Raw genomic sequence first — 22,978 nt, forward strand, 5'->3', positions numbered from 1 at the left:
TGTTTTTAGAAGTTGATATTTACGCCAATAGAATAAGTGGAAGCGGCGGGAGCGGAATAAAAGTCAATTCCCTGGCCTGCGGCGGTATCTCCGGCATCGCTTCTTGCTTCAGGATCATATCCTTCATAATTGGTGAAGGTCAGTAAGTTGAAGCCGGAAAAATATACCCTTAATTTACTCAACCCCATTTTATCCACAGCGCTTTGAGGTATGGTATAGCCTAAAGTGAGGTTTCTCAATCGTATGAAATCTGCTTCTTGCAGATAACGTGTTGAATGTGTTACCCCGTTAGATCCGAAAAAACGGGCCTGGGGAACATCGGTAATATCTCCTGGCTGTTGCCATCTTTTCAATTGATCTCTGCTCTGATTGTCCCAATAGTCCCCGTTGGATGATTGGTATAATCCCCCGGCATTATATATGCTTGCCCCCCATTCTCCCTGGAAAGTGAAGCTGAAGTCAAATCCATTAAAGAGAATAGTGTTGGTAAGCCCTCCTATCCATGTGGCAAAGGGTTGTCCTGTTACAATCCTTCTTGCGTTATTCGGGTTATTAGTGGTTTCTTTGCTGAGGTTGCCATCTTCATTTATGGTGTTGGTGAAGAATAAGGCATCTCCGTTTTCCGGGTCAACTCCGGCGTATTCTAAAAGATAAAAGGCATTCAGAGCTTCTCCTTCTCGTATAATGTTTTGCCCCGAAATGATATCTGCGCCATCATCCGGTAATTCCTTGACCTCGTTTTTGTTTCTGGCCAGGTTAAAGCTTGTATTCCAGGTGAAGTTATCTTTCACAATATTCTTTGTGTTCAGCACGAATTCCACTCCGGAATTTTCCATTAATCCCGTGTTTCTCTGTATTTCCGTCAAGCCGGAAGTCAATGGAAGAGGATTGGCCAAAAGAAGTCCGTCTGATTTTTTCTTGTAATAATCTATTTCACCAGAAATACGATTATTGAGAAAGCCGTATTCTATACCTATATCATACTGATCAACTTTTTCCCAAGTCAGGAACGGATTCTCTGCCTGTGTAGGGGCTATTCCCGGACGTTGATTATAGGAGATAGGTCCGAAAAGTCCTCTCGAAGCGAAATTATCTATATTGGCATTCCCTGTTTGCCCCCAACTTGCCCTTAGCTTCAGGAAAGACAATACGTCAGACCCTGCCAGGAAATCTTCTTCAGAAATTATCCATCCTGCGGACAATGCAGAGAAGGTGCCAAATTGCTTGTCTTTACCAAATCGTGAAGAACCATCTCTTCGTATACTGGCTTTCAGTAAATATTTGTCATATAAGGAATAGGTTGCTCTGGCAAAATAAGATAGGAATGTATGTCTGGTGTTACTGCCTTCGCCTGCAGTAATTTCTGCAGCTCCGTCTATGGTTTGAAAATCGTCACCTGGAAACTGGATTCCGGTTACACTTTGATAACGCCTGTTGGTGTTGTTGTATTCCATACCTGCAACGACTTCTAAGTCATGTATGCTTCCGAAATTTTTGGAAAAAGTAAAATAGTTACTGAATACGTAAGATTCTGTTCCCAAGCTGGCAGCAAAAGCTTCTCCGTTAGTGGATTGGAAAGGTGCCTGACTTCCGGTGAAGCTATCCTCGGTTTGATAATATAGGTCATATCCGAAATCTGAATTGAATTTAAGGGAAGGTAAAAATTGATATTCTCCAAAAGCTCTTCCCGTCAATCTCCGGATCACGGTGTTGTAAAACGCGTGTCTGTCCTGAAGCAGGAAATTGGCATACAAGGTATTAGGATTTGGTTCCCCGTCTTCGAGATAGGCCGGAGACAGAGGAGATTGAGCGATAGCCTGTAATGGGGTAACGAAGGCATTGTCGTTAGCTATCCTGTCTATTTTTGTTCTCGAAAAGCTCATATTGGCCCCTGTTCGAAATTTATCCGATAATTGATGCGTGAGGTTGATTCTGGCTGTAATTCGTTCCAGTTCATTTCCTCGTACTATACCTTTGGTGTCGTTGTACGCACCGGAAAAGAAATAGATTGTTTTTTCATTACCTCCGGAAAGAGATAAATCTGTATTTGTAGTATATCCGTTTTGGAAAGCCAGGTCCTGCCAATCCGTATCTATTTCCCCATTTCGCCAGTCGGCCCCTGCAGCCAGATAATCGAACACTCCTTCGGCATTAGTACGACCGTCTTCTTCTCCGTAAGTGTTTATATTGGCTTCTGTGAATAGTTCAATATATTCACTTGAGTTAAGCCATTCCCGTTTATTGGTTGGTCTGCTGACTCCGTGAGACATATTAAGGGAAAGCGTGCTTTTTCCTGCTTTTCCTTTTTTTGTGGTAATAAGGACTACCCCGTTAGCGCCTCTCGATCCGTAAATAGCGGATGCAGATGCATCCTTTAAAATGTCTATGGATTCTATTTCATTGGGACTAAGTGTAATTAACGGGTTAGTGGGGGCGTCTGTACTCGATTCGTTATCATTTATAAGTGGTATCCCATCCAGTACATAAAGTGGCTCTGCGCCAGCGCCTATACTGGCTACCCCGCGAATACGAATATTAATTCCGCCTTCTACCTTACCGTTAGTTTGTGTAACTTGTACTCCGGCAGCTTTTCCTGAAAGGGAATTTTGTAAACTGGGAGTTGGAATTTCCGAAATATCATCTGCGGTTAGTTTGGCAATATTGTCTGTAAGTTTTCGTTTGCTTTGCGTACCATATCCAACTATAATGACTTCATCCAGTGTTTGTGCACTTTCCGTCATTTTTATATTGATAGCACTGCTTTCACCGATTTGTCTTTCTACAGTTTCCATTCCGATGTAGGTGTAGATCAGGGTTTTACCTGTTTCCGCACTGATAGAGTAATTACCGTCAAAATCGGTTTGAGTTCCTGCAGATGTTCCTTTTACCAGTATGTTTACCCCTGGAAGAGGTAGGCCATCTGCATCTGTTACATTTCCTGTAATCGTTTTTTCCTGTGCAAAAGAAAGATGCACAACAAACGCCAGTAGTAGCGTAAGTGATCTACTAAACTTTGTTCTCATTTTTTAATTATTTGAATTAGCCGGGTTAAAAGTCTAAAAATAGATTTGAATGTGCAAGTATTTAGTTAAATTAACTTAAATTAATATTTTTTATGTTTGTTTTTAGTAAAAATTTGCTTATTAAATTATAATTATTATCTATTTTAGTGTGTTTTATTGATTACTCTTTTATGAGTAGGAAATTAACGGATGTGCCGGAGAGAATCCTGTAAAGAATACTTTTTAAGGTTTAATATATTCGACTGAGGATGTAATATAGAGGTCGTTATATGGATAAAAAGGGTAATTATAGGATAATAAGAGTTTCTTTAATATATCAAATTACTTATTATAAAAGTATAAGCCTTTGTACTTTAATATTTTGAAGGACACATTCAGGAAGAATTATAAATAACCTGCTCTCATAGTTATAACCTTTTAGTACATACTTCTCTACTTTTTTTTATTTTAGTAAACTGAACACAATTCCTTGCCCGATACAAAAAGGAGTTCTGCTTACTAAAACCTATTTATGAACCTAAAGAAATTTCCGTTTTACAGGCAGCTGGATCAAATGGATTGTGGTCCAACCTGTCTTCGAATGATAGCCAGGTATTACGGAAGGTCTTATGCTACCGATTTTTTACGCCGGAAGGCGAATATTACACGAGAAGGAGTGTCTCTCGGAGGAATTGCGGAAGCTGCCGAAAGCATTGGTTTTCATTCGCTGGCAGTAAGCATTGATTTCAAGACTCTGGAAGAAGAAGCGCCCTTGCCTTGCATAGCGCATTGGAGACAGCGGCATTTTGTGGTAGTTTATGCTATAAAAAAAGGACAGGTATACGTTGCCGATCCGGCTCATGGGCTTGTTAAATATGATAAAAGAGAATTTATATCCGGTTGGATAGGCAAAAATGCGGATATTGAAGATGAAGGCTACCTGCTTTTACTGGAACCGACACCCAATTTTTACGAAAGCGGAAGGGATGTAAAGACCGAGTATGGCTTTAAATTCCTGTTCTGGTATTTCAAACCGTATAAAAAACATTTGACACAGTTGATCCTGGGATTGCTGGTGGGGAGTTTACTTCAGTTGATATTTCCCTTCCTTACCCAGGCAGTAGTAGACTATGGGATTAATTACCAGAATCTGAATTTTGTTTACCTTGTTCTTGTCGCACAATTAACACTGTTTATTTCTCAAACCACCGTAGAGCTTATTCGCGGATGGATACTTTTGCATGTAACCAGCAGGGTCAATATCAATCTTATTTCCGATTTTCTCATTAAGTTGATGCGCCTGCCTATCGCGTTTTTTGATTCCAAGAATACAGGAGATATCATCCAGCGTATTTACGATCATAACCGGATACAGAATTTTTTGTCGACAACCACCTTAAACACCTTGTTCTCTGCTTTTAATGTGGTGATCTTCGGGGTAATACTGGCTTATTACAACCTCAGTATATTTCTTGTTTTTCTGTTTGGGTCGATCCTGTATATAGGCTGGACTTTACTTTTCATGAAAAAACGGGCGGAGCTGGATTATAAGCGTTTCGATCAGTCTTCCGATAACCAGAGCAGCCTGTACCAGCTGATATCCGGGATGCAGGAAATAAAACTGAACGGATCAGAGCGGCGAAGGCGATGGGAATGGGAGGCTATTCAGGTACGACTATTCAAGATATCCATAAAAGGCCTGTCACTATCCCAAACCCAGAATACCGGAGGACGCTTCCTGAACGAATTAAAAAATATCCTTATAACCTTTATAGCGGCAAAGTCGGTTATAGATGGTGACCTTACCCTGGGTATGATGCTGTCCGTTCAATATATAATAGGACAGTTGAATCTGCCTATTAATAACTTTATTACCTTCATCCAAAGTGGACAGGATGCTAAAATAAGTCTGGAGAGATTGGCCGAAATACATTCGAAAGAAGATGAAGAGGATCCGTTTGAAGACAATATAACAGACCTTCCGGAAAACAAGAGTATTAAGTTTCGGGATGTAAGTTTTCGGTACGGAGGGCAATCTTCCCCGTTGGTTTTGGACAACCTTAATTTTGAGATACCCGAAGGAAAGGTTACGGCGATTGTGGGAGCAAGCGGAAGCGGAAAAACCACGCTGATTAAACTCCTTCTTCGGTTTTACGAACCTTCAGAAGGCATTATACAGGTCGGGAACATTAGATTAAAAAACCTGAACACTACAATTTGGAGAAGGGCATGTGGTTCCGTTATGCAGGACGGTTTTCTGTTTGGCGATACCATATCGCGGAACATAACGGAATCGGATTCGGAAGGTGTTATCAGTAAAGAGAGGTTGATACATGCCGTAAGTGTAGCGAACATCGAAGATTTTATCGAAGAGCAACCATCGGGATACAATACCAAAATAGGGTCCAGTGGTGTAAACATCAGTGGTGGACAAAGGCAGCGTATTCTTATTGCCCGTTCCGTATATAAAGATCCCAAATACATTTTTTTTGACGAAGCTACCAGTGCGCTGGATGCAAACAATGAAAAAACTATTATGGAAAACCTGGAAGAATTTTACAAAGGGAAGACTGTGGTTATTGTTGCACATCGGCTGAGTACCGTCAAAAATGCAGATCAGATCATAGTCCTGGAAAAAGGGAAAATAATAGAGCAGGGGACACACAAAGAACTCGCGAAGAAAAAAGGAGCGTATTTCACCCTGGTAAAAAATCAGTTAGAACTGGGAGAGTAATGCTATGCCTTTCAAATCTGTTTGGAAATACCTATGAGCGAAACCAAAAATAAAAAGAAAAAGATCGATTTCCTGGACGAACGTTCCGATCAGGTTCAGGAAATTCTGGGAGAAGCGCCCAATTGGATGATTAGCTGGGGGACCACCGTGGTTTTTATTATAGTTTTCGTTCTTATCGTTGGTAGTGCACTGATAAGCTATGACGACATAATTTCAGCCCGTATAACCATCACTACCAAAACCCCCCCGGCATATATCCAGGCTAATAGTGCAGGAAAACTTACCGGGTTGTATGTTGAGGCAGACCAGTCTGTGGAAGAAAATGAGATCTTAGCGGAAGTGGAGAACACAGCCAACCTGAGAGATGTTTACTGGTTGAAAAAAAGGCTTACGGATTTTACCCCGACATTAATTCCGCCGGATTCCATACCGAAGGTCTTTCCGCCGCATCTTCAACTGGGAAGTATCCGCCTGGCTTATTCCAATTTTGCTTCCCAATATCAGAAATATGTCCTTTTTCATCTGCTGGAGCCGAATAAAAATGAAATTGTAGCTGCTACACAACAGATAGAAGAACAATACGATCTCTTGACAAAGCAACAGAATCAAATGGATCTTTTTGCCCAGGAACTGGCTTTTTCAGAGTCGAAATATGCGCGTAATAAAGAATTGTTGGACAAAGGAGTGATCTCCCGTTCCGAATTTGAATCGATTTCCCGTGGATATCTTGCGGACAAACAACGATATGAAAACCTTAAAAGTTCAATATCCAATACACGTATTGCCATAGCTTCATTGAGTGGCAATAAGACACAATCTACCATCACCGGAGAGGAACTCACTTATAGTTACCGGCAAGATCTTGAAGGAGGGCTCGAAACCCTGAAGAACGAAATACATAACTGGGAACTTACTTACGTATTAAAGAGTCCGATGAAAGGTAAAGTGTCTATGTTTGACATAAGGCACAAATACCAGAATGTTAAGGCAGGAGATATTCTGTTTACCATAGTTCCGGAAGAGACAGATTCCCTGATAGGGCAGGTTACCATGCCGGTACAGAATTCCGGTAAAGTTAAAGTAGGGCAAAAAGTAATTATAAAACTGGATAATTATCCTTATGAAGAATGGGGAGGGCTTAGCGGAAAAATTGTGGATATATCAGCTGTGCCAAAAAAAGGCGAAGCCATGTATTCTATTTATGTCAGTGTGGATAGCCTGGAGACCTCGTTTGATAAAAAACTGGAGTTCCGCCAGGAAATGCAGGGAAATGCAGAGATTATCACCGAAGAACTCAGTGTAATGCAGCGGATTTTTTATCAATTAACAAAAATATTTTCACGTAACACTTAAGATTTGTTATTTTTTTTCTATATTGGAAGTCCAAATCTTAAATGTTAATCATCATGAAAAAAAGAAGTCTTAAATCCTTAAAGCTGAACAAGAAAACAATTTCTGGTTTCAATCCGGAAAAAGTAAAAGGAGGGGACTGGCCCACCTATGGTTGCGGAGATTCCTGGCCACCGGCATGTTCAGCCGCAAGACCTTGTATCGGTTAAACCGACTCTTAATTTCCCCGTTCCGGGGAGATTTTTTTATTTTATTTTTTGTGTTGCAGGAAGAAACAAAGAATTTCCATTCAGGATTTTCTTCTATATAGAGGTCGTCCGGAATAGAATGGTATATTTTGTCATATCTCACAGAATATTTGGCAATACAATGCCGGGATATTTTTTACTTCGCCCTGCTTTCAACCGAACCCAAACATTTTTCCTATGAAAAAAAGAAGTCTAAAATCACTCAAACTTAACAAAAAGACGATTTCCGGTTTTACCCCGGACAAATTAAAAGGTGGAGAAAACTGGACTAGTCCTGCTTGTACAGGCTCATGGCCTCCTGAGTGTAGTGTGGCCCGGCCATGTGTTGGATAGTCCCATTATTTACCATGTCCGATGTCTGTCACGAATGGTAAAAATGCAGATGAGAATGAGTATTCTGATCTTTTCCTTACATGTTAACCATTAATTTAATTACCATGAAAAAAAAGAATTTAAAAAACCTCAATCTGAACAAAAAAGTGATTAGCCGCCTGGATCGGAAAACTGCCAATGAAATTTTAGGCGGGGAAACCGGGATTAGTTGTGCAAGCTGCCCCGGGCCTACCCAATCTTTAAAAGAGCCATGCCCCACAGTATGCAATAATTAAAAAGACCTTACTATTATGAAAAAAAGAACCCTAAAAACCCTGAAATTAAATAAACAAACCATATCCGCTCTCCATTCGGAGAATATCAAAGGAGGGGATTGGATTAGTTATGGTTGTGGATATACATGGCAACCTGTTTGTAACCCCGCAACAATGAAAGTCTGTGATCCCGTTACGGGAGATGGCAATTGCGGAGGGACTACCGGGGGATGCCCGTAAAGCCACTTGCTTAGTAGCGAATATTGTTTTTGAATATAAATGTTGAATACTGCCACCTTAAGATTGAAAACCTGAGGTGGTTTTTTTGCGTTAAATTGTAATAATTACGATGTGTTTTTGTTTAATTTTTATAAATTGTAAGAGTAGTAACCAAAAATCAAAGAAATATTCTGAAAACGGAAACTCACCGGAAAGCTTATCATTAAAAACGAAAAATATTCAAGTTGTATGGTATAAAAGGAGGATGGGAAACTGCAATTGGTTGTAATACGCATGAGTATAATACCTGTGCTATAAATGATTGTGGAACCGGTGGATGTGTGACGGAGTATAATTGTACAACAGATGTACATCCCGTGACCGATCCTATTCATTGCAGAATATGTGGTCCTTCTATGTAAGGATGTAATCTGAACCTTACTTATTAGATTCAAAGCTATATTTGATTAATTTCAATATAGCTTTGCTTGTGTTTGGAAATAAAACTAATCGTACTTGGTTGACAGAGGAGTGTTCTTGTACAAATAGAATATTGTTTTATTACAAATCCGGGTTTTACAATCCATTAAGACCATGTGTAAGAGAGTTCCATTCTCTACATCATTTGCTCTTAAAAAACAGTTTACTTAATTTGGTCAAAATACAATAATAAATAAGTCATTCAATATATGTATGCATGGAAGAACAACTTTTTCATCACAAACTGGAGGAAATAAATCAAATTCTAAAAGAAAAACACAAAGAAAGTGATCAAACGGGAGTGCTTGCCGGAATGGCCGGTATTGCCTTGTTTCATTTTTATTATGCTAAATATACGGACACTGATGAATTTGCCGATGCGGGCGTGGAAGTTCTTACCGACTGTATCGAACGCATTAACGACGGGTATGGGTTTCCGACTTATTGTTCCGGTCTTGCCGGAACCGGGTGGGTGCTCGACCACCTGGAACAGCAGGATTTTATGGATGCGGAAAGTGATGAATTACTTGCCGAACTCGATCCGTACCTTCACAACGTTATGATTTCCGACATGAAAGACGGGAATTACGATTTTTTACATGGGGCATTGGGATATGGATTTTATTTTTTGAAACGATATGAAAATACCAATTCCCCGGAACAAAAAAAACGATATGAAAATCACCTTCTGGAGCTTGTAGCTCAGTTAAAGGAACTTGGAGAAACGGAAGGAAATACCACAAAATGGTTTTCTGTTCTCTTTGCAGAGACGGGTGAAAAGGGATACAATCTGAGTTTATCGCATGGGATGTCCAGTATTATAAATTTTTTATCCCGATTATATAAATATGAAGTATTCCGGATTGAGGTACGGGATATGCTGAAAGGAGGTGCCGAATATATATTGAGTTGTAAAAATAAGGACCCCGATATCATTTCCCTGTTTCCCAGCTGGGTAAAAGATGAGAACGAAGAAGACAGTACAAGTCGTTTAGCATGGTGTTATGGAGATCTCGGCGTGGGTGTTTCCTTATGGCAGACATCTAAAAGTCTTCAGGATGAAAAATTAGGGGAGACTGCTTTGGAAATTCTCCGGCATTCAGCCAAAAGAACTTCCCCGGAAAGCCATATGGTAAAAGATGCAGGCTTATGTCACGGTTCTTATGGCAATGCCCAGATATTTAATCGCATGTATGCCGAAACAGGAGAAGAAATCTTCCGTGAAGCAGCAGTTTTCTGGATAGCCGATGGTCTTGAAAAGGCAATCCATGAGGATGGGTATGCCGGGTATAAGCAGTGGAAAGGACAGGACGGAGAATGGAAAGGAGAGATTAATCTCCTCGAAGGTATTGCCGGGATAGGGCTCAGTATTATTAGCCACTTGTCGGGAGACAACTCCTGGGATGAATGTTTGATGATAGGGTAATAACATACCCGGAAAAATAGAAAATCGTATTTTTAAATTATAATTTAAGCCCAAAACCTGAACAATGAACAATAACCCATACCAAAACTTTCCCGGTTTTGTATTGCGGACACCGTTATTTCCTTTCAATTTTTATAAAGACCTTACCGGAGAGGAAAGTATTTCCGATCAAAAATTAAAGGAGTTACTCAAAAACACGGTAATACGTGAAGCCGTATTTCTGGCATCTCCACCGCTCTATGAAGAACTATGCCGATGGGAAAAGGATGAAATAACCGATGAGAAGAAAAAAAATAAGCTGGTCTGCTCCTTTCTCAAATACTTATCCCGCATGTCTTCGCGGTGCACGCCTTTTGGCCTTTTTGCAGGATGCAATGTAGGGGAATTAGGTGAAACAACAACAATAGAACTTCAGGGATCAGGCAGAAATCAAAGACATACGAGACTGGATATGAATTACCTGGTAGCCTTGTCTCAGGATCTCGTCAAAAATAGTGACATTCGGGAGCAGTTACTATTCTATCCCAATTCCAGTATTTATCGTGCGGGTGATCAATTGCGTTATATAGAATACAAGTATGTAAACAGTAAAAGACATCATCATATTGTGGCTGTTGACGATTCGGAATACCTTTCCGGAGTACTTGAAATGGCGGCTAAGGGAGCTTTACTAAAAGACCTTGCCCGAATTCTTATTGACGATGAAATTACATATGAGGAGGCTGCCGGGTTCCTGGAAGAGCTGGTGGAAAGCCAGCTTTTAATAAGTGAACTGGAGCCGTCGGTTTCCGGGCCGGAGTTTTCAGAACAGATTAAAGGTGTGCTCGGAAGATTACAAGGTACGAAAGAGTTACTGAACATACTTGATGAGGTGGATTCCCGGATCGATGAGCTGGATAAAGCTATAGGAAATCCTCCCGAAAAATATATAGAACTCAGTGAATTTCTGAAGCAACTGGGAACCGGTTTTGAACTGAAATACCTGTTCCAGACCGATATGATCGTGAGAACGGAGAAAAATATCCTGGATACCTCCGTAGTGGATACGGTGAAAAGAGGAATAACTTTTCTCAATAAAATAACCCTCCCTCCCAAAAACACTTTGCTGGACCAGTTCAAGACGGCTTTTTATGAGCGTTTTGAAGAGCGGGAGGTGCCTTTGTCGAAAGCATTGGATGTGGAAATGGGGATCGGTTATAAGCAGGACCAGGGAGCGGGAGATGTAAATCCGCTGGTCGATGACCTTATGATCCCCGGAAAGAAAGCTAAGCACGAAGTTTCGGAGATTCGTTGGAGCGGGGTACACAGTATATTGCAAAAGAAATTGGTATATGCCATAGGACGGGGAGAATATTGTATTACGCTTCGGGATGAAGATTTTAAAGACTTTGAGGAGAACTGGCAGGATTTGCCGGATACTGTTTCCACCATGATAGAAATTGTTGAAGAAGGTGCTGAAGAAAAATTCCGATTTAGTGGTGCGGGCGGTTCCAGTGCGGCTAATTTATTAGGGCGTTTTTGTCATGGAGATGAAAAACTGAACGCGTATACACAGCAGATCATCGATACGGAAGCCAGTGTAAATAAAGACAGGATACTAGCCGAAGTAGTACATTTGCCCGAATCGAGGGTAGGCAATATACTGATGCGTCCGGCATTCAGAAAATATGAAATTCCCTATCTTGCCAAATCCGTGCTACCGGAAGAAGGGCAATTACCTATAGCAGATCTTCGTATTTCGGTAAAATTTGGAAGGAAGGTACGGTTGAGATCGGAAAAACTCGGAAAAGAAATAGTGCCACACCTTACAAATGCCCACAATTACAGCTCCAATTCCCTGCCTATTTATCATTTTCTATGTGATATGCAGACCCAAGGACTGCGATCGGGCGTAGGCTTTAACCTAGGGCCTTTTGTGGACGAATACGCTTTTATACCCCGTGTAGAATATAAAAACCTGATCCTCTCCGAAGCTACCTGGAACCTTAAAAAAGAAGATATAGAGCCTCTTAAAAAACAGGAAAAAGATGATGAGAAGTTAAAGAAAGTTACCGAAGAACTCTGTAAAGAAAGAAAAATTCCGCAATACGCTATGCTTACCGATGGGGATAATGAATTATTGATTAACTTTAATAACCTTACTTCGGTCCGGATGTTACTGGATACGGTTAGGAAGAGGGCAGGCTTTAAACTGACGGAATTTTTCTTTGCCAAAGAAGGAAAGATAAAAGACGGAAAGAAACACCATTATGCCAACCAGGTGGTACTTTCCTTTTATAATAATGAAAGATTGACAAATGGACAGTAAACCTACACAACGCAATTTTATTCTCGGCGATAGCTGGCTGTTTTATAAAATATACACCGGCCCTAAAACTTCCGATATTATACTTACCGAAGCTATCCGGCCGATTGCCGGTAAACTTGTAAAAGAAGGAATTATTGACAAATGGTTTTTTATCCGTTATTCCGATCCTAAACACCATCTCCGGGTTCGCTTTCACTATAATACTCCGGAGAACATTGCCATAATAATCAACAGCCTCCTTCCATTGTTCCGGGATTTTACAGATAAGGACCTGGTATGGAAAATACAGGTGGATACATACAAGCGGGAACTGGAACGTTATGGGAATAATACTATGGAACTGGCAGAATCCCTGTTTTTTTATGACAGTGAAATGATAGCGGAATTTCTCAGTATGATAGAAGGAGACGAAGGAGAGGAGTTACGATGGCTGTTTTCCATGCGTGCAATGGATTCCCTTTTGGATAGTTTTATGTACTCCGAAGAGGAAAAACTCCATATAATGGAAATGCTGAAAACAGGCTTTGGCGAAGAATTCGGGATGGGAAGGCCTTTGAAGAAACAACTGGACGGTAAATATCGCGAACAAAGGAAAAAAATAGATGAATTTATGGTGTTCCGGGCAGAAGATAATCCGGACTATGCCCCGATACTGGAAATATTAGAGCAGAAAAATAAGTGTATTATCCCTGTAGTTCGGGAAATATTAAAGCATAACAAAGAGAAAACATTGGAAGTTCCGCTCAACGATCTGATGGGGAGCTACATTCACATGCTGATGAACCGTTTGTTTAAATCCAAAAACCGCATGCACGAAATGGTCTGTTATGATTTTCTGTACCGTTATTACCGGTCTTCCATAGCCAAAAAGCAGAAAACGGAGGTTGCTAAAAAGGTGCTGTCGTAAAACAAAAAAGGGCCTTTTTTAAGCCCTTTTGTTTTCTTATTGTTTGACGCTTTTGGCTCCTTCGATAACTTTACTCTTCAACCCTTCCTTATAAACCAATACCTTGTCTAGGACACATTTATCACTGCTGCCTATGATCTGTGCGGCAAGGATACCTGCGTTTTTCGCCCCGTTCAACGCTACAGTAGCAACGGGAACCCCTCCGGGCATTTGAAGGATAGACAGTACGGAATCCCAACCGTCAATGGAATTACTGCTCTTCACTGGTACCCCGATAACAGGCAGGGGAGAGAGAGAAGCAACCATTCCGGGAAGGTGTGCAGCACCCCCGGCACCTGCTATAATAACCGAAATCCCTCTTTCATGGGCGTTTTTCCCGAAATCGAACATTTTTTCCGGGGTCCTGTGCGCGGAAACAATATCCACTTCCACCTCAATATCAAAACCTTTTAGAATATCTATAGCGTCCTGCATTACTGGCAGGTCGCTCGTGCTTCCCATGATAACAGCTACTTTGCTCATTCGACTTGTTTTTTGTATTCCGGAAATCTGTCTGGTGACGAATGCCTTACCGAAATATAGTTAGATGATTTTTAATGTGCTAAAAAAGATCGTGGCTCACCACTTTTATAGTATCCTTCACTTTTTCAGCAATTTCCCTGGCCTTGTCAATGTCTTTGTTCACTATAGTAACATGCCCCATTTTCCGGAAAGGCCTGGTTTCTTTTTTGCCATAGATATGCGGGGTAACACCATCCATTTTCATAATGTCCTCTATATTCTGGTATTTCACCTTTCCCGTATATCCTTCTTCCCCGGTGAGGTTAACCATGATACCGCCTACTTTACTAGCCGTATTGCCCAAAGGTAATCCCAGGATGGCTCTTAAATGTTGTTCAAACTGGTTCGTATAACTGGCTTCGATACTATAATGCCCGCTATTGTGCGGACGGGGAGCAACTTCATTGACCAATATATCATTGTTTTGTGTCTGGAACATTTCCACCGCCAAAAGGCCAACATGCTTATAGGCGTCGGAAACCCGTAAGGCTACCAGTTGTGCCCTTTCCGCAACTTGCGCATCTATCCTTGCCGGACATATGACATATTCTACCTGGTTTGCTGTAGGGTGGAACTCCATTTCCACTACAGGATATGTCGTCACTTTACCTTTGGCATTCCTGGCAACAATAACGGCAAGTTCGTTTTTAAACGGGATCATTTCTTCCGCAATGCATTCCACATTAGGCAGATCGTCAAGGTCGGAGTACGTGCGAACCACTTTTACACCTTTCCCGTCATAGCCAAATTGTGCGCTTTTCCAGACAAAGGGAAAACGGATACTCCCATTTTCAAGGGCAGTGAGGATTTCACTGGTATATGCAAACCTCGCAAACGGAGCTGTAGGGATATCGTGGTCCACATAAAATAATTTCTGTGTGGCCTTGTTTTGAATAATCTTTAGGGTGGCAGGGGAAGGAAAGACTTTTACTCCCTCCTTTTCCAGTTTTTCAAGAGCGCTGACGTTAACATTTTCAATTTCGAAAGTCAGTACGTCTACCTTCTTCCCGAATTCATAAACCGTATCGAAGTCCATAAGATCGCCGGTGGCGAACTCATTGCAGGCAATTCGGCCGGGTGCATCGCCACTGGGGTCCAGAACACAAGTATATATGTCGTATTTCCGGGTTTCATATAACAACATTTTGCCTAGCTGCCCGCCACCGAGTATACCCAGTTTAAAATCGGAAGAAAAGTAGTTCATCTATTTTGTGTTTGTATTTTCCTCCGCAAAAATAGTTATTTGTTTCAGTTTACGGAATTCGGTACCGAATTAAGTCCGCCCTGAAGACTTGAAACCTGTTCAGAAGGATACTCACGGGAGTACCATTGTGCACCCTGTAAGCTTCGTGCACCACTCTGGCAGTAAAAGACAATATGTTTGTTTTTAGGGATGTCCGGGAATCTCCCGGTTAATTCATCCAGCGGGATATGCAGATCGGTATATTCGGGGAAAAGGATACCGATCTTCGAAATTTCCCGCTCCTCTTTTGTTCGCACATCAATAATAACCAGGTTTTCCGGGATGTTTTTTGTAATATCCCCGATGGTAATTTCAGATACAATGCCGTTTTCATTAATACAGGCATATTCCACATCGTAGAGTCCTTCGGGAATTTCAAAGACATTTTTCCGGAACTGTAGCACCCGTGTCTGCATGGTCAGGCAGTCAATGGTAAATAGCTTTCCGCTTAACACTTCTCCGATACCGCAGATAATTTTTATGACTTCATTGGCCTGTATAGTGCCTACAATACCAGGTAAAACACCGAGAACACCTATTTCCGAACAATTAGGAGAAGTCCCGGGTGGTGGCGGATCAGGGAAAAGACAGCGATAAGTAGGCCCGTCCTGGTAATTAAATACGGACACCTGCCCCTCGAATTTAAATATGGAACCGAAAACTACCGGTTTGTTGCAGATCACAGCAGCATCATTGACGAGATAACGGGTGGGAAAGTTGTCCGATCCGTCTACAATAATATCATAGGAAGAAAACAATTCCAGCGCATTTTCTTTAGTGAGTGCAGTCGGATACGGGATTATCGCGATATGAGGATTTAATCCGGATAATTTTTCCGAAGCAGTAACGGCTTTGTTTAGTCCAATGTCATTTACCGTAAACAAAACCTGGCGGTGGAGGTTGGAAAGATCTACCGTATCGTGGTCTATAATGCCTATATGCCCCACACCCGCGGCAGTGAGATAGGGGAGTATGGCAGAGCCCAATCCGCCGGAACCTATGACCAGGACCCTGGATTCTTTTAATCTGGCCTGTCCTTCTTTCCCGATCTCCTTCAGGATGAGTTGCCTGTGGTATTGTTCTTTTTCGGCTGTGGAAAACATAAACTTTATTCGATATATTTACAAATTTACATAATTCAATATAGTAAAGAAGATATTGGTTTATGTTAATATCCCTTTTCCCAATCCTTCCATACCACTTCGTACTCTTGGCTTCTGATCATACCGGCTATCTCTTCCGTACTTCTCTCATCAGAAATTTCGAATTGCTCCAGCGATTGCGGGTCTACCACATAACCTCCGGGATTGGTTTTGGATTCCGCACTGATGGAATTTATTCCCAGCTTGATAATATTGTTTCTGAAATTCATGTTTTCCCTTGTAGAAAGAGAAAGTTCCACATCTTCGTCCAGCATTCGGTAAGCGAAAATAAGTTGGGCGAGGTCAGAATCCGCCATAATGACTTTAGGTTCCAGTCCTCCAGAATGCGGGCGTAATCGTGGAAAGGAAATGGAATATCGTGTTTTCCAATATTTTTTTTGCAGGTATTTGAGATGGAGTACGGTAAAAAAACTGTCCGTTCTCCAGTCTTCCAGCCCGAACAGTGCACCTAGACCTGTTTTGTGTATACCGGCTTTCCCCAGCCGGTCAGGAGTGTCCAGGCGATATTGAAAATTCGATTTTTTACCCTTCGGATGATGGATTTTATAACATTCCTCGTGATATGTTTCCTGGTAGACTAATACGGCATAAAGACCTTCTTCTATCAGTTCCCGGTATTCTTCCGTGTCCAGGGGCTGCACTTCAATACTGATATTGGAAAAGTACGGACGGATCAGCCGGATGGCATTTTTCAGGTAAGGTACTCCCACTGTTTTGTTAGCTTCCCCGGTAACGAGTAATATGTGGTCATACCCTTTACTCTTCAGAAAATCTGCTTCCCGGAGTATTTCTTCATCTGTCAAGGTCCTCCGGGGGATTTTGTTGGTAAGGCTGAACCCGCAATAGGTGCAGATGTTCTGGCATTCGTTAGACAGGTACATGGGTGCATACATCTGTATCACTTTTCCGAAACGGCGTTGTGTGATTTGCATACTCTCCCCGGCCATTTGTTCCAGGAAAGGTTTGGCGGCAGGAGAAATGAGAGCCTTGAAATCCTCCAGGTTTCGTCGGGTCTTGTGTAGTGCCTCCTGAACTTCCGATGCGGTTTTCGAATAGATTTCCGCTTCTATGTCTTTCCATTGGTATTTCCGGAAGATATCATAGAAAAGGTTCTCCTCTGTTTTGTTTCCGGACGGAACCGTGTTTTTGCTGTTTTTGAGTGTTACGGACATATTCTTTTACTTCCTGAAGTTTGTGATTATTCGGTAAGAAACGAGGTTAAAGGACTGCTTGCCTCTGCCTGTGGTCTTATCTGGGCTAAGCTGGCATTATAAGCAATTCTTCCTGCCTGAATGGCCAGTTTAAAAGCATGAGCCATAATTATGGGGTCTCCTGCGACTGCAATGGCGGTATTGACCAATACGGCATCTGCTCCGATCTCCATAGCGGCGGCGGCATGGGAAGGGCTTCCTATTCCAGCATCCACAATTACCGGTACATTACTTTGTTCTATGATGATCTCCAGGAAATCCAGAGTTTTTAATCCTTTGTTACTGCCTATCGGGGCTCCCAGTGGCATAACACACTGAGATCCTACTTCTTCAAGACGTTTGCACAAAACCGGGTCGGCATGAATATAAGGCATAACAATAAACCCCTGTTTTACCAGTTCTTCTGCCGCCAGCAGGGTTTCTATCGGGTCGGGTAACAGGTATTTCGGGTCCGGATGGATTTCCAGTTTTATCCAGTTGGTTTCCAGGGCTTCCCTTGCCAGTTGCGCGGCAAATACAGCTTCTTTGGCCGTTCGTACCCCCGAGGTGTTGGGCAACAGGTTTATTCCTGTTTCCAGGAGAGAAGTGTGTATGTCTTCTGACTTGTCTTCGGGGTTTACCCTTTTCAGGGCAACCGTGGCAAGTTCACTTTCCGAAGTCAAAACAGCTTCCTTCATCAGACTTGCGGAACTGAATTTTCCCGTGCCTATAAAAAGACGGGATGTGAATTCTCTTTCTGCTATAATTAATGTGTCGTTCATAATATTGTCATTTTTTGACGGAGGCGGAAACCGTGCCGGTATTGTTCGTTGTTCTTTGAAAATAATCCTGTAGGATAGCAATGGTCTTTTCCAGATCGAAGCTTTTATTTCCGTTGTCCTTTTGTGTTAAAAGTCCGGAAACAGCTATTCCGGAAATCCCGGTTTTCAGGATAGGAACAATATCTTCCCCGGTAATTCCTCCTATGGCTATAATGGGAATATCTATTTTTTTTAGCTTTACTTCTTCCATAATACGGGAATATCTTTCGATACCCAGCACCGGGCTGAGGTTTTTCTTTGTAGTGGTGAACCGGAAAGGACCCAGGCCTATATAATCTACTTTTTCACGAGCTAGTTCCTCTATATCTTCTATAGTATTTGCTGTCCCCCCGATAATAAAACCGGGGCCGAGGATTTTTCGGGCTGCTCCCGGCGGCAGATCGTTTTTTCCTAAGTGAACACCGTCCGCTCCCGTAGCTTTGGCAATAGATACATGGTCGTCGATAAGTAACTTGGCGTCATATTGTTTGCATATGTCCTGGGCTTGAAAGGCTGTTTTCAAGATATCCCTTTCCGTATAATCTTTCATCCGAAGCTGTATCCATTTACCGCCGGACAGGCAAACATTCCGTATATGCTCCAGGTGCTCATCCGGAGTTTGTCCCTGGGAAATATATTGCAAAGACAGCCTTCCCGGTTTTGTTTCCTGCAAACCGTCAAGAAGAAAACGGTATGTGTATTCTTTGGCAAGTTCACATGATTTTTCCAGGGAATATCCCTGCGCAAGATAGGTGGCTATAGCTGTAGAAAGCACACATCCACTTCCGTGCCGGTCGATGTTGAGAATTTCCCTGGGCGGAAATTCCTGGGAAAGGGAATCTTTTCTGTACAGGATATCCGTGCCCCTGCGCTCATCCCGGTGCCCTCCCTTCAGGAACAAATGACAACGGGAAGATATTTCGGCAATGGTCTCAGCAATATTCCGGCTTCCGGAAAGGACTTTGATCTCATCATAATTCGGGGTAATGAGGTAACATTGTTCCAGGATTTCGTATAATTCCGTAAGTTTTATACTATCGTGAAACGCGTAGCCACTGCCGGATTTTAAAACAGGGTCCCAGATAATGCGTATACCAGGATTTTTATATCGCAGAAGACCGAGGATCTTATGCATAATCTCCATATTCTCCATAATACCGATTTTGGCAACCTGTACCGGATAACTATCCATAAGCAATTCCAGTTGCTCCAGGATAAGTCCCATGTCGGTCCAGATACATTTTTTAAATGTGAGATCGTTCTGTACCGTTAGTGCTGTGCAAACACTCAGTCCTTTACCTCCCAGATTTTGTACAGTTTCGATATCTGCTGTCATTCCAGCACCACCACAGGGGTCATGTCCTGCGATAGTAAGTATATAAGGCTTCATCATTGTCTTACGGGTTCTATACTTTTCATATTAATGATATTCGGCGCTGTTTCCGGAAACTGGGAAAAAGCCTTTACCGGGTTTTTGGCATTCCATATATAGCCCAGGACGGCGGCCCCGGAAAATCCGGTTTTCGATATGTCGGAAATATTCCAGGGAGTAATTCCTCCCAGGGCTATGACCGGGAATGATATTCTTTCCCCAGAGATATCAAAACAACGCCCTTTATACCCCGCTTTGGAAATACTGTCAAAAACAGGGCTTAAAAAGGCATAATTGAAGGGATGTTCCCCATAGGATCTCAAAATTTCCAAAGAATGGAAAGATGTACTTACGGAGAACCCCTCATTCCGGTACTTGTCCGGTAATGTTTCAATATCTTCCTTACCATTTTCCCGTATTCCTTCCGGAAGATGTATTCCTTTTACATGGTAATCCCGCCTGAGTTCGTAATGACTATGGATAACAATTCCCGGATGGTATATCTCCGGTATGTTGTTCAGAAAACCGGCCATTTCTTTCCTGTTCATTTCCGGTTTCCGGAGGTGAAGCACGGCCAACCCTTTTTGAAACATGCGGATGATATCCGGTGTGTCGTCCGGGGAAGTTTCAGGTTTGGTTATTACAATGAGTTCGAACATATGGTTAGCTTCTCTTTCGTTTTATCAATGGCGTATGATGATTATAAATAGATTTCACTCCCTTTATCCGTGAACTCTTTGGCTTTTTCTTTCATACCATCCGTGATTTTCTGCTCTTCCAGGTCACGTATTTCCTGGGATATTTTCATCGAGCAGAATTTCGGGCCGCACATGGAGCAGAAGTGGGCAACCTTGGCGCCTTCGGCGGGCAGGGTCTCATCGTGGAATTCACGGGCGGTATCGGGGTCGAGCGACAGGTTGAACTGATCTTCCCAGCGGAATTCAAATCTGGCTTTACTCAAGGCATCGTCCCTGTACTGCGCTCCCGGATGTCCTTTGGCAAGGTCCGCAGCATGGGCAGCTATCTTATAAGTAATAACCCCGATTTTTACGTCCTCTTTATTAGGGAGTCCGAGGTGCTCCTTGGGAGTTACATAACATAACATGGCTGTGCCGTACCAACCGATCATAGCTGCACCAATACCCGAAGTAATATGGTCGTACCCGGGAGCAATATCCGTAGTGAGTGGCCCGAGTGTGTAAAAGGGAGCCTCTCCGCAAGCGGTGAGCTGCTTATCCATATTCTCTTTTATCATATGCATCGGCACATGTCCCGGTCCTTCGATGATGGTCTGAACGTCGTGCTTCCATGCTATTTTGGTTAACTCCCCCAGGGTTTCCAGTTCGGCAAACTGGGCTTCGTCATTAGCATCCGCAAGGCTTCCGGGACGCAGACCGTCCCCGAGAGAGAAAGACACATCGTAAGCCTTCATAATCTCGCATATTTCCTCGAAATGTGTATATAAGAAGCTTTCCTTATGATGTGCAAGACACCATTTAGCCATAATAGAGCCTCCCCTGGAAACTATACCGGTTACCCGTTTGGCGGTCATCGGGATGTAGCGCAGCAATACACCGGCGTGAATGGTAAAATAGTCTACTCCCTGTTCGGCCTGTTCTATAAGAGTGTCCCGGAAGATGTCCCAGGTAAGGTCCTCGGCTATTCCGTTAACTTTTTCCAGGGCCTGGTAGATGGGAACGGTACCTATGGGAACAGGGGAGTTACGGAGTATCCATTCGCGGGTTTCGTGTATGTTTTTCCCGGTAGAAAGGTCCATAATAGTATCGGCGCCCCAGCGACAGGCCCATACGGCTTTTTCCACTTCCTCCTCTATATTGGAGGTTACGGCAGAATTGCCGATGTTGGCATTTATTTTAACGAGGAAGTTGCGCCCTATGATCATAGGCTCGCTTTCAGGATGGTTGATATTGTTGGGGATAACGGCCCTTCCTTTGGCTACTTCGTCCCGTACGAATTCCGGAGTGATAACTTTCGGGATCGCGGCCCCCCAGCTATTTCCGGGATGTTGTAGCGAGAGTTGCTGTATTTCCTGTAATTTCTGGTTTTCCCGTATGGCTATGAATTCCATTTCCGGGGTAATGATCCCCTTTTTGGCATAATGCATCTGGGTTACATTCTGTCCCGGCCTGGCACATAAGGGTTTTCGGATATGTTTAAAGCGAAGGGTATCAAGATCTGTATTATAAAGTCTTTTATTGGAATATGCCGAACTGAACTCCGGCAATTGCTCCACGTCACCTCTGGAAGCGATCCATTGGTTACGAACAGGAGGTATACCTTTTTCCACATCGATAGTCATGGAAGGATCAGTAAAAGGTCCGCTGGTATCATATACGGTTACCGGCGGATTGCTTTCCGTGGCTCCGGTAAGAGAGTGTTTGGAATCGCTCAGGGTTATTTCCCGCATCGGGATGCGGATATCGGGATATAAGGTCCCGGGAACATATACTTTTCTGGAGTTAGGCAAAGGAGTCCTGGTGATGATCTGTTTGCCCGGTGTTTTGTCTTTTTTCATTGGAAAGTTTTTAAGTTATACGGAATAAAGAGGAATGATGATAAAATTATCCTCCCTGGGTCGCTTTGATGATGAGAATATCCTGCTTGTCGGACAAGATGTAGTTTGTCCATTGTTTTCGCGGGATGATTTCTCTAGAAAATTCTTCTTTGGAGGATGTGGTCAGGGCTATGGCAATACCTTGTGGCGGAATGACCATGTGCCGGATGAGGTCTGCAATGGTGCTTTGCAGAGCTAAAGAAACAGCTTTGTCGTTTACATTTACCGTTATTGTTTCCATACTTTTTGTTTTAAAGTTTCAGGAACAATAGGAAATGCTTCTGGCAGGTAAGAATATGTGAAAACAAAATCCGGGCAACGGATTTATCTTTTTCAGAAAGTACAATATTCGCCTTTTCCCTTCGCCGGTATTATCCGGATCAGGTTCCGAGGGTATTTCTCAGCCTTATTTCCAAACCCGTTATATTGTATTCGGGTGTGGAGTGTAAAGCACCCCTAAAGTTCTTGTTACAAAGGTATATAAAAATTATGGGGATAAAAAAGAAGTAACCAGGTATATAATAGGAAAGAAAAACACGATGTATCTATAGTCGTTTTTGGGTTTTGAGGAAAACCAGATGCATAATATAAGATGTGAGGTAGATAAAAAATGAGAAATATTACCCCCTAACTACTTCATCTTCACTGTGGCTATAAAAAAGGGATAAAAAGGTTCAAAAATATTTGGATTTGGAGGGGAAGGGGTTTTATATTTGCAGCCGCTTTTGGGGGTAGGGTGTGCGGATAGATAAGCGGAAAAAGTTCTTTTAAAAAATGTTGTAAAAAGTTTGT

Annotated in this window: 18 protein-coding genes and 1 riboswitch; of the genes, 8 read left to right on the top strand and 10 right to left on the bottom strand. The window is 42.4% G+C overall.

From position 1 onward, the window contains the following. Positions 1 to 5: 5 nt before the first annotated feature. The gene (locus ACVBDY_RS13375; protein ID WP_447175970.1) at positions 6 to 3,023 is read right to left on the bottom strand and encodes a SusC/RagA family TonB-linked outer membrane protein; all 3,018 of its coding nucleotides are present in this window, start codon (positions 3,021 to 3,023) and stop codon (positions 6 to 8) included. 511 nt (positions 3,024 to 3,534) lie between these two features. Here ACVBDY_RS13375 and ACVBDY_RS13380 point away from each other — a divergent pair. The 8 genes from ACVBDY_RS13380 to ACVBDY_RS13415 all read left to right on the top strand — a co-directional run bounded on the left by ACVBDY_RS13380 (position 3,535) and on the right by ACVBDY_RS13415 (position 13,261). Next, positions 3,535 to 5,736, top strand: a complete 2,202-nt coding sequence (locus ACVBDY_RS13380; RefSeq protein ID WP_447175971.1) for a peptidase domain-containing ABC transporter — start codon at positions 3,535 to 3,537, stop codon at positions 5,734 to 5,736. Positions 5,737 to 5,769: 33 nt separating this feature from the next. Further along, complete coding sequence (locus tag ACVBDY_RS13385) at positions 5,770 to 7,089, top strand: HlyD family secretion protein (RefSeq protein WP_447175972.1); 1,320 nt, start codon at positions 5,770 to 5,772, stop codon at positions 7,087 to 7,089. A 53-nt stretch (positions 7,090 to 7,142) separates the two neighbouring features. Next, positions 7,143 to 7,295, top strand: a complete 153-nt coding sequence (locus ACVBDY_RS13390; protein WP_170164599.1) for a hypothetical protein — start codon at positions 7,143 to 7,145, stop codon at positions 7,293 to 7,295. Between the two features lie 476 nt (positions 7,296 to 7,771). Continuing rightward, positions 7,772 to 7,942: a class I lanthipeptide gene (locus tag ACVBDY_RS13395; RefSeq protein ID WP_447175973.1), complete on the top strand. Its 171-nt coding sequence runs from the start codon at positions 7,772 to 7,774 to the stop codon at positions 7,940 to 7,942. A gap of 15 nt (positions 7,943 to 7,957) precedes the next feature. Next, positions 7,958 to 8,161, top strand: a complete 204-nt coding sequence (locus tag ACVBDY_RS13400; protein ID WP_447175974.1) for a hypothetical protein — start codon at positions 7,958 to 7,960, stop codon at positions 8,159 to 8,161. Between the two features lie 676 nt (positions 8,162 to 8,837). Further along, positions 8,838 to 10,046, top strand: coding sequence for a lanthionine synthetase C family protein (locus ACVBDY_RS13405; protein ID WP_447175975.1), 1,209 nt, complete (start codon positions 8,838 to 8,840; stop codon positions 10,044 to 10,046). A gap of 64 nt (positions 10,047 to 10,110) precedes the next feature. After that, a complete protein-coding gene (locus ACVBDY_RS13410; protein WP_447175976.1) occupies positions 10,111 to 12,354 on the top strand; it encodes a lantibiotic dehydratase family protein in 2,244 nt (747 codons plus the stop codon). After that, complete coding sequence (locus ACVBDY_RS13415) at positions 12,344 to 13,261, top strand: thiopeptide-type bacteriocin biosynthesis protein (RefSeq protein WP_447175977.1); 918 nt, start codon at positions 12,344 to 12,346, stop codon at positions 13,259 to 13,261. The genes ACVBDY_RS13410 and ACVBDY_RS13415 overlap by 11 nt, the downstream gene beginning before the upstream one ends. Positions 13,262 to 13,297: 36 nt before the next feature. Here the strand turns inward: ACVBDY_RS13415 and purE are convergent, their stop codons facing one another. The 9 genes from purE to thiS all read right to left on the bottom strand — a co-directional run bounded on the left by purE (position 13,298) and on the right by thiS (position 22,427). Then, entirely contained in the window at positions 13,298 to 13,783 is a 486-nt protein-coding gene (purE, locus tag ACVBDY_RS13420) for a 5-(carboxyamino)imidazole ribonucleotide mutase (protein WP_447175978.1), read from the bottom strand. A gap of 79 nt (positions 13,784 to 13,862) precedes the next feature. Continuing rightward, on the bottom strand, positions 13,863 to 15,026 hold the full coding sequence (locus tag ACVBDY_RS13425; RefSeq protein WP_447175979.1) for a 5-(carboxyamino)imidazole ribonucleotide synthase: 1,164 nt from the start codon (positions 15,024 to 15,026) through the stop codon (positions 13,863 to 13,865). Between the two features lie 44 nt (positions 15,027 to 15,070). Beyond that, positions 15,071 to 16,168 carry a molybdopterin-synthase adenylyltransferase MoeB gene (gene moeB / locus ACVBDY_RS13430; RefSeq protein WP_447175980.1) on the bottom strand — a complete coding sequence of 366 codons (1,098 nt, stop codon included), beginning with the start codon at positions 16,166 to 16,168 and terminating at the stop codon, positions 15,071 to 15,073. A 65-nt stretch (positions 16,169 to 16,233) separates the two neighbouring features. Next, a complete protein-coding gene (thiH, locus tag ACVBDY_RS13435) occupies positions 16,234 to 17,400 on the bottom strand; it encodes a 2-iminoacetate synthase ThiH (protein WP_447175981.1) in 1,167 nt (388 codons plus the stop codon). Between the two features lie 26 nt (positions 17,401 to 17,426). Further along, positions 17,427 to 18,200 (bottom strand): thiazole synthase, encoded by a 774-nt coding sequence (locus ACVBDY_RS13440; RefSeq protein ID WP_447175982.1) that lies wholly within the window; start codon positions 18,198 to 18,200, stop codon positions 17,427 to 17,429. Positions 18,201 to 18,207: 7 nt separating this feature from the next. Beyond that, positions 18,208 to 19,632: a thiamine phosphate synthase gene (locus ACVBDY_RS13445; protein WP_447175983.1), complete on the bottom strand. Its 1,425-nt coding sequence runs from the start codon at positions 19,630 to 19,632 to the stop codon at positions 18,208 to 18,210. After that, a complete protein-coding gene (locus ACVBDY_RS13450; RefSeq protein WP_447175984.1) occupies positions 19,629 to 20,270 on the bottom strand; it encodes a thiamine phosphate synthase in 642 nt (213 codons plus the stop codon). Before ACVBDY_RS13450 ends, ACVBDY_RS13445 begins: the two co-directional genes overlap by 4 nt. A 41-nt stretch (positions 20,271 to 20,311) precedes the next feature. Continuing rightward, entirely contained in the window at positions 20,312 to 22,147 is a 1,836-nt protein-coding gene (thiC, locus tag ACVBDY_RS13455) for a phosphomethylpyrimidine synthase ThiC (protein WP_447175985.1), read from the bottom strand. Positions 22,148 to 22,193: 46 nt separating this feature from the next. Then, positions 22,194 to 22,427, bottom strand: coding sequence for a sulfur carrier protein ThiS (gene thiS / locus ACVBDY_RS13460; protein ID WP_447175986.1), 234 nt, complete (start codon positions 22,425 to 22,427; stop codon positions 22,194 to 22,196). Positions 22,428 to 22,526: 99 nt separating this feature from the next. Next, positions 22,527 to 22,654, bottom strand: a riboswitch (TPP riboswitch). Positions 22,655 to 22,978 lie beyond the last annotated feature (324 nt).

This window comes from Sinomicrobium halophytocola, assembly GCF_052983395.1.

What these genes read in the sequence shown, in the direction of transcription:
- ACVBDY_RS13375 (WP_447175970.1), bottom strand. Translation starts at nt 3,023, where the DNA reads ATGAGAACAAAGTTTAGTAGATCACTTACGCTACTACTGGCGTTTGTT.
- ACVBDY_RS13380 (WP_447175971.1), top strand. Translation starts at nt 3,535, where the DNA reads ATGAACCTAAAGAAATTTCCGTTTTACAGGCAGCTGGATCAAATGGAT.
- ACVBDY_RS13385 (WP_447175972.1), top strand. Translation starts at nt 5,770, where the DNA reads ATGAGCGAAACCAAAAATAAAAAGAAAAAGATCGATTTCCTGGACGAA.
- ACVBDY_RS13390 (WP_170164599.1), top strand. Translation starts at nt 7,143, where the DNA reads ATGAAAAAAAGAAGTCTTAAATCCTTAAAGCTGAACAAGAAAACAATT.
- ACVBDY_RS13395 (WP_447175973.1), top strand. Translation starts at nt 7,772, where the DNA reads ATGAAAAAAAAGAATTTAAAAAACCTCAATCTGAACAAAAAAGTGATT.
- ACVBDY_RS13400 (WP_447175974.1), top strand. Translation starts at nt 7,958, where the DNA reads ATGAAAAAAAGAACCCTAAAAACCCTGAAATTAAATAAACAAACCATA.
- ACVBDY_RS13405 (WP_447175975.1), top strand. Translation starts at nt 8,838, where the DNA reads ATGGAAGAACAACTTTTTCATCACAAACTGGAGGAAATAAATCAAATT.
- ACVBDY_RS13410 (WP_447175976.1), top strand. Translation starts at nt 10,111, where the DNA reads ATGAACAATAACCCATACCAAAACTTTCCCGGTTTTGTATTGCGGACA.
- ACVBDY_RS13415 (WP_447175977.1), top strand. Translation starts at nt 12,344, where the DNA reads ATGGACAGTAAACCTACACAACGCAATTTTATTCTCGGCGATAGCTGG.
- purE (WP_447175978.1), bottom strand. Translation starts at nt 13,783, where the DNA reads ATGAGCAAAGTAGCTGTTATCATGGGAAGCACGAGCGACCTGCCAGTA.
- ACVBDY_RS13425 (WP_447175979.1), bottom strand. Translation starts at nt 15,026, where the DNA reads ATGAACTACTTTTCTTCCGATTTTAAACTGGGTATACTCGGTGGCGGG.
- moeB (WP_447175980.1), bottom strand. Translation starts at nt 16,168, where the DNA reads ATGTTTTCCACAGCCGAAAAAGAACAATACCACAGGCAACTCATCCTG.
- thiH (WP_447175981.1), bottom strand. Translation starts at nt 17,400, where the DNA reads ATGTCCGTAACACTCAAAAACAGCAAAAACACGGTTCCGTCCGGAAAC.
- ACVBDY_RS13440 (WP_447175982.1), bottom strand. Translation starts at nt 18,200, where the DNA reads ATGAACGACACATTAATTATAGCAGAAAGAGAATTCACATCCCGTCTT.
- ACVBDY_RS13445 (WP_447175983.1), bottom strand. Translation starts at nt 19,632, where the DNA reads ATGATGAAGCCTTATATACTTACTATCGCAGGACATGACCCCTGTGGT.
- ACVBDY_RS13450 (WP_447175984.1), bottom strand. Translation starts at nt 20,270, where the DNA reads ATGTTCGAACTCATTGTAATAACCAAACCTGAAACTTCCCCGGACGAC.
- thiC (WP_447175985.1), bottom strand. Translation starts at nt 22,147, where the DNA reads ATGAAAAAAGACAAAACACCGGGCAAACAGATCATCACCAGGACTCCT.
- thiS (WP_447175986.1), bottom strand. Translation starts at nt 22,427, where the DNA reads ATGGAAACAATAACGGTAAATGTAAACGACAAAGCTGTTTCTTTAGCT.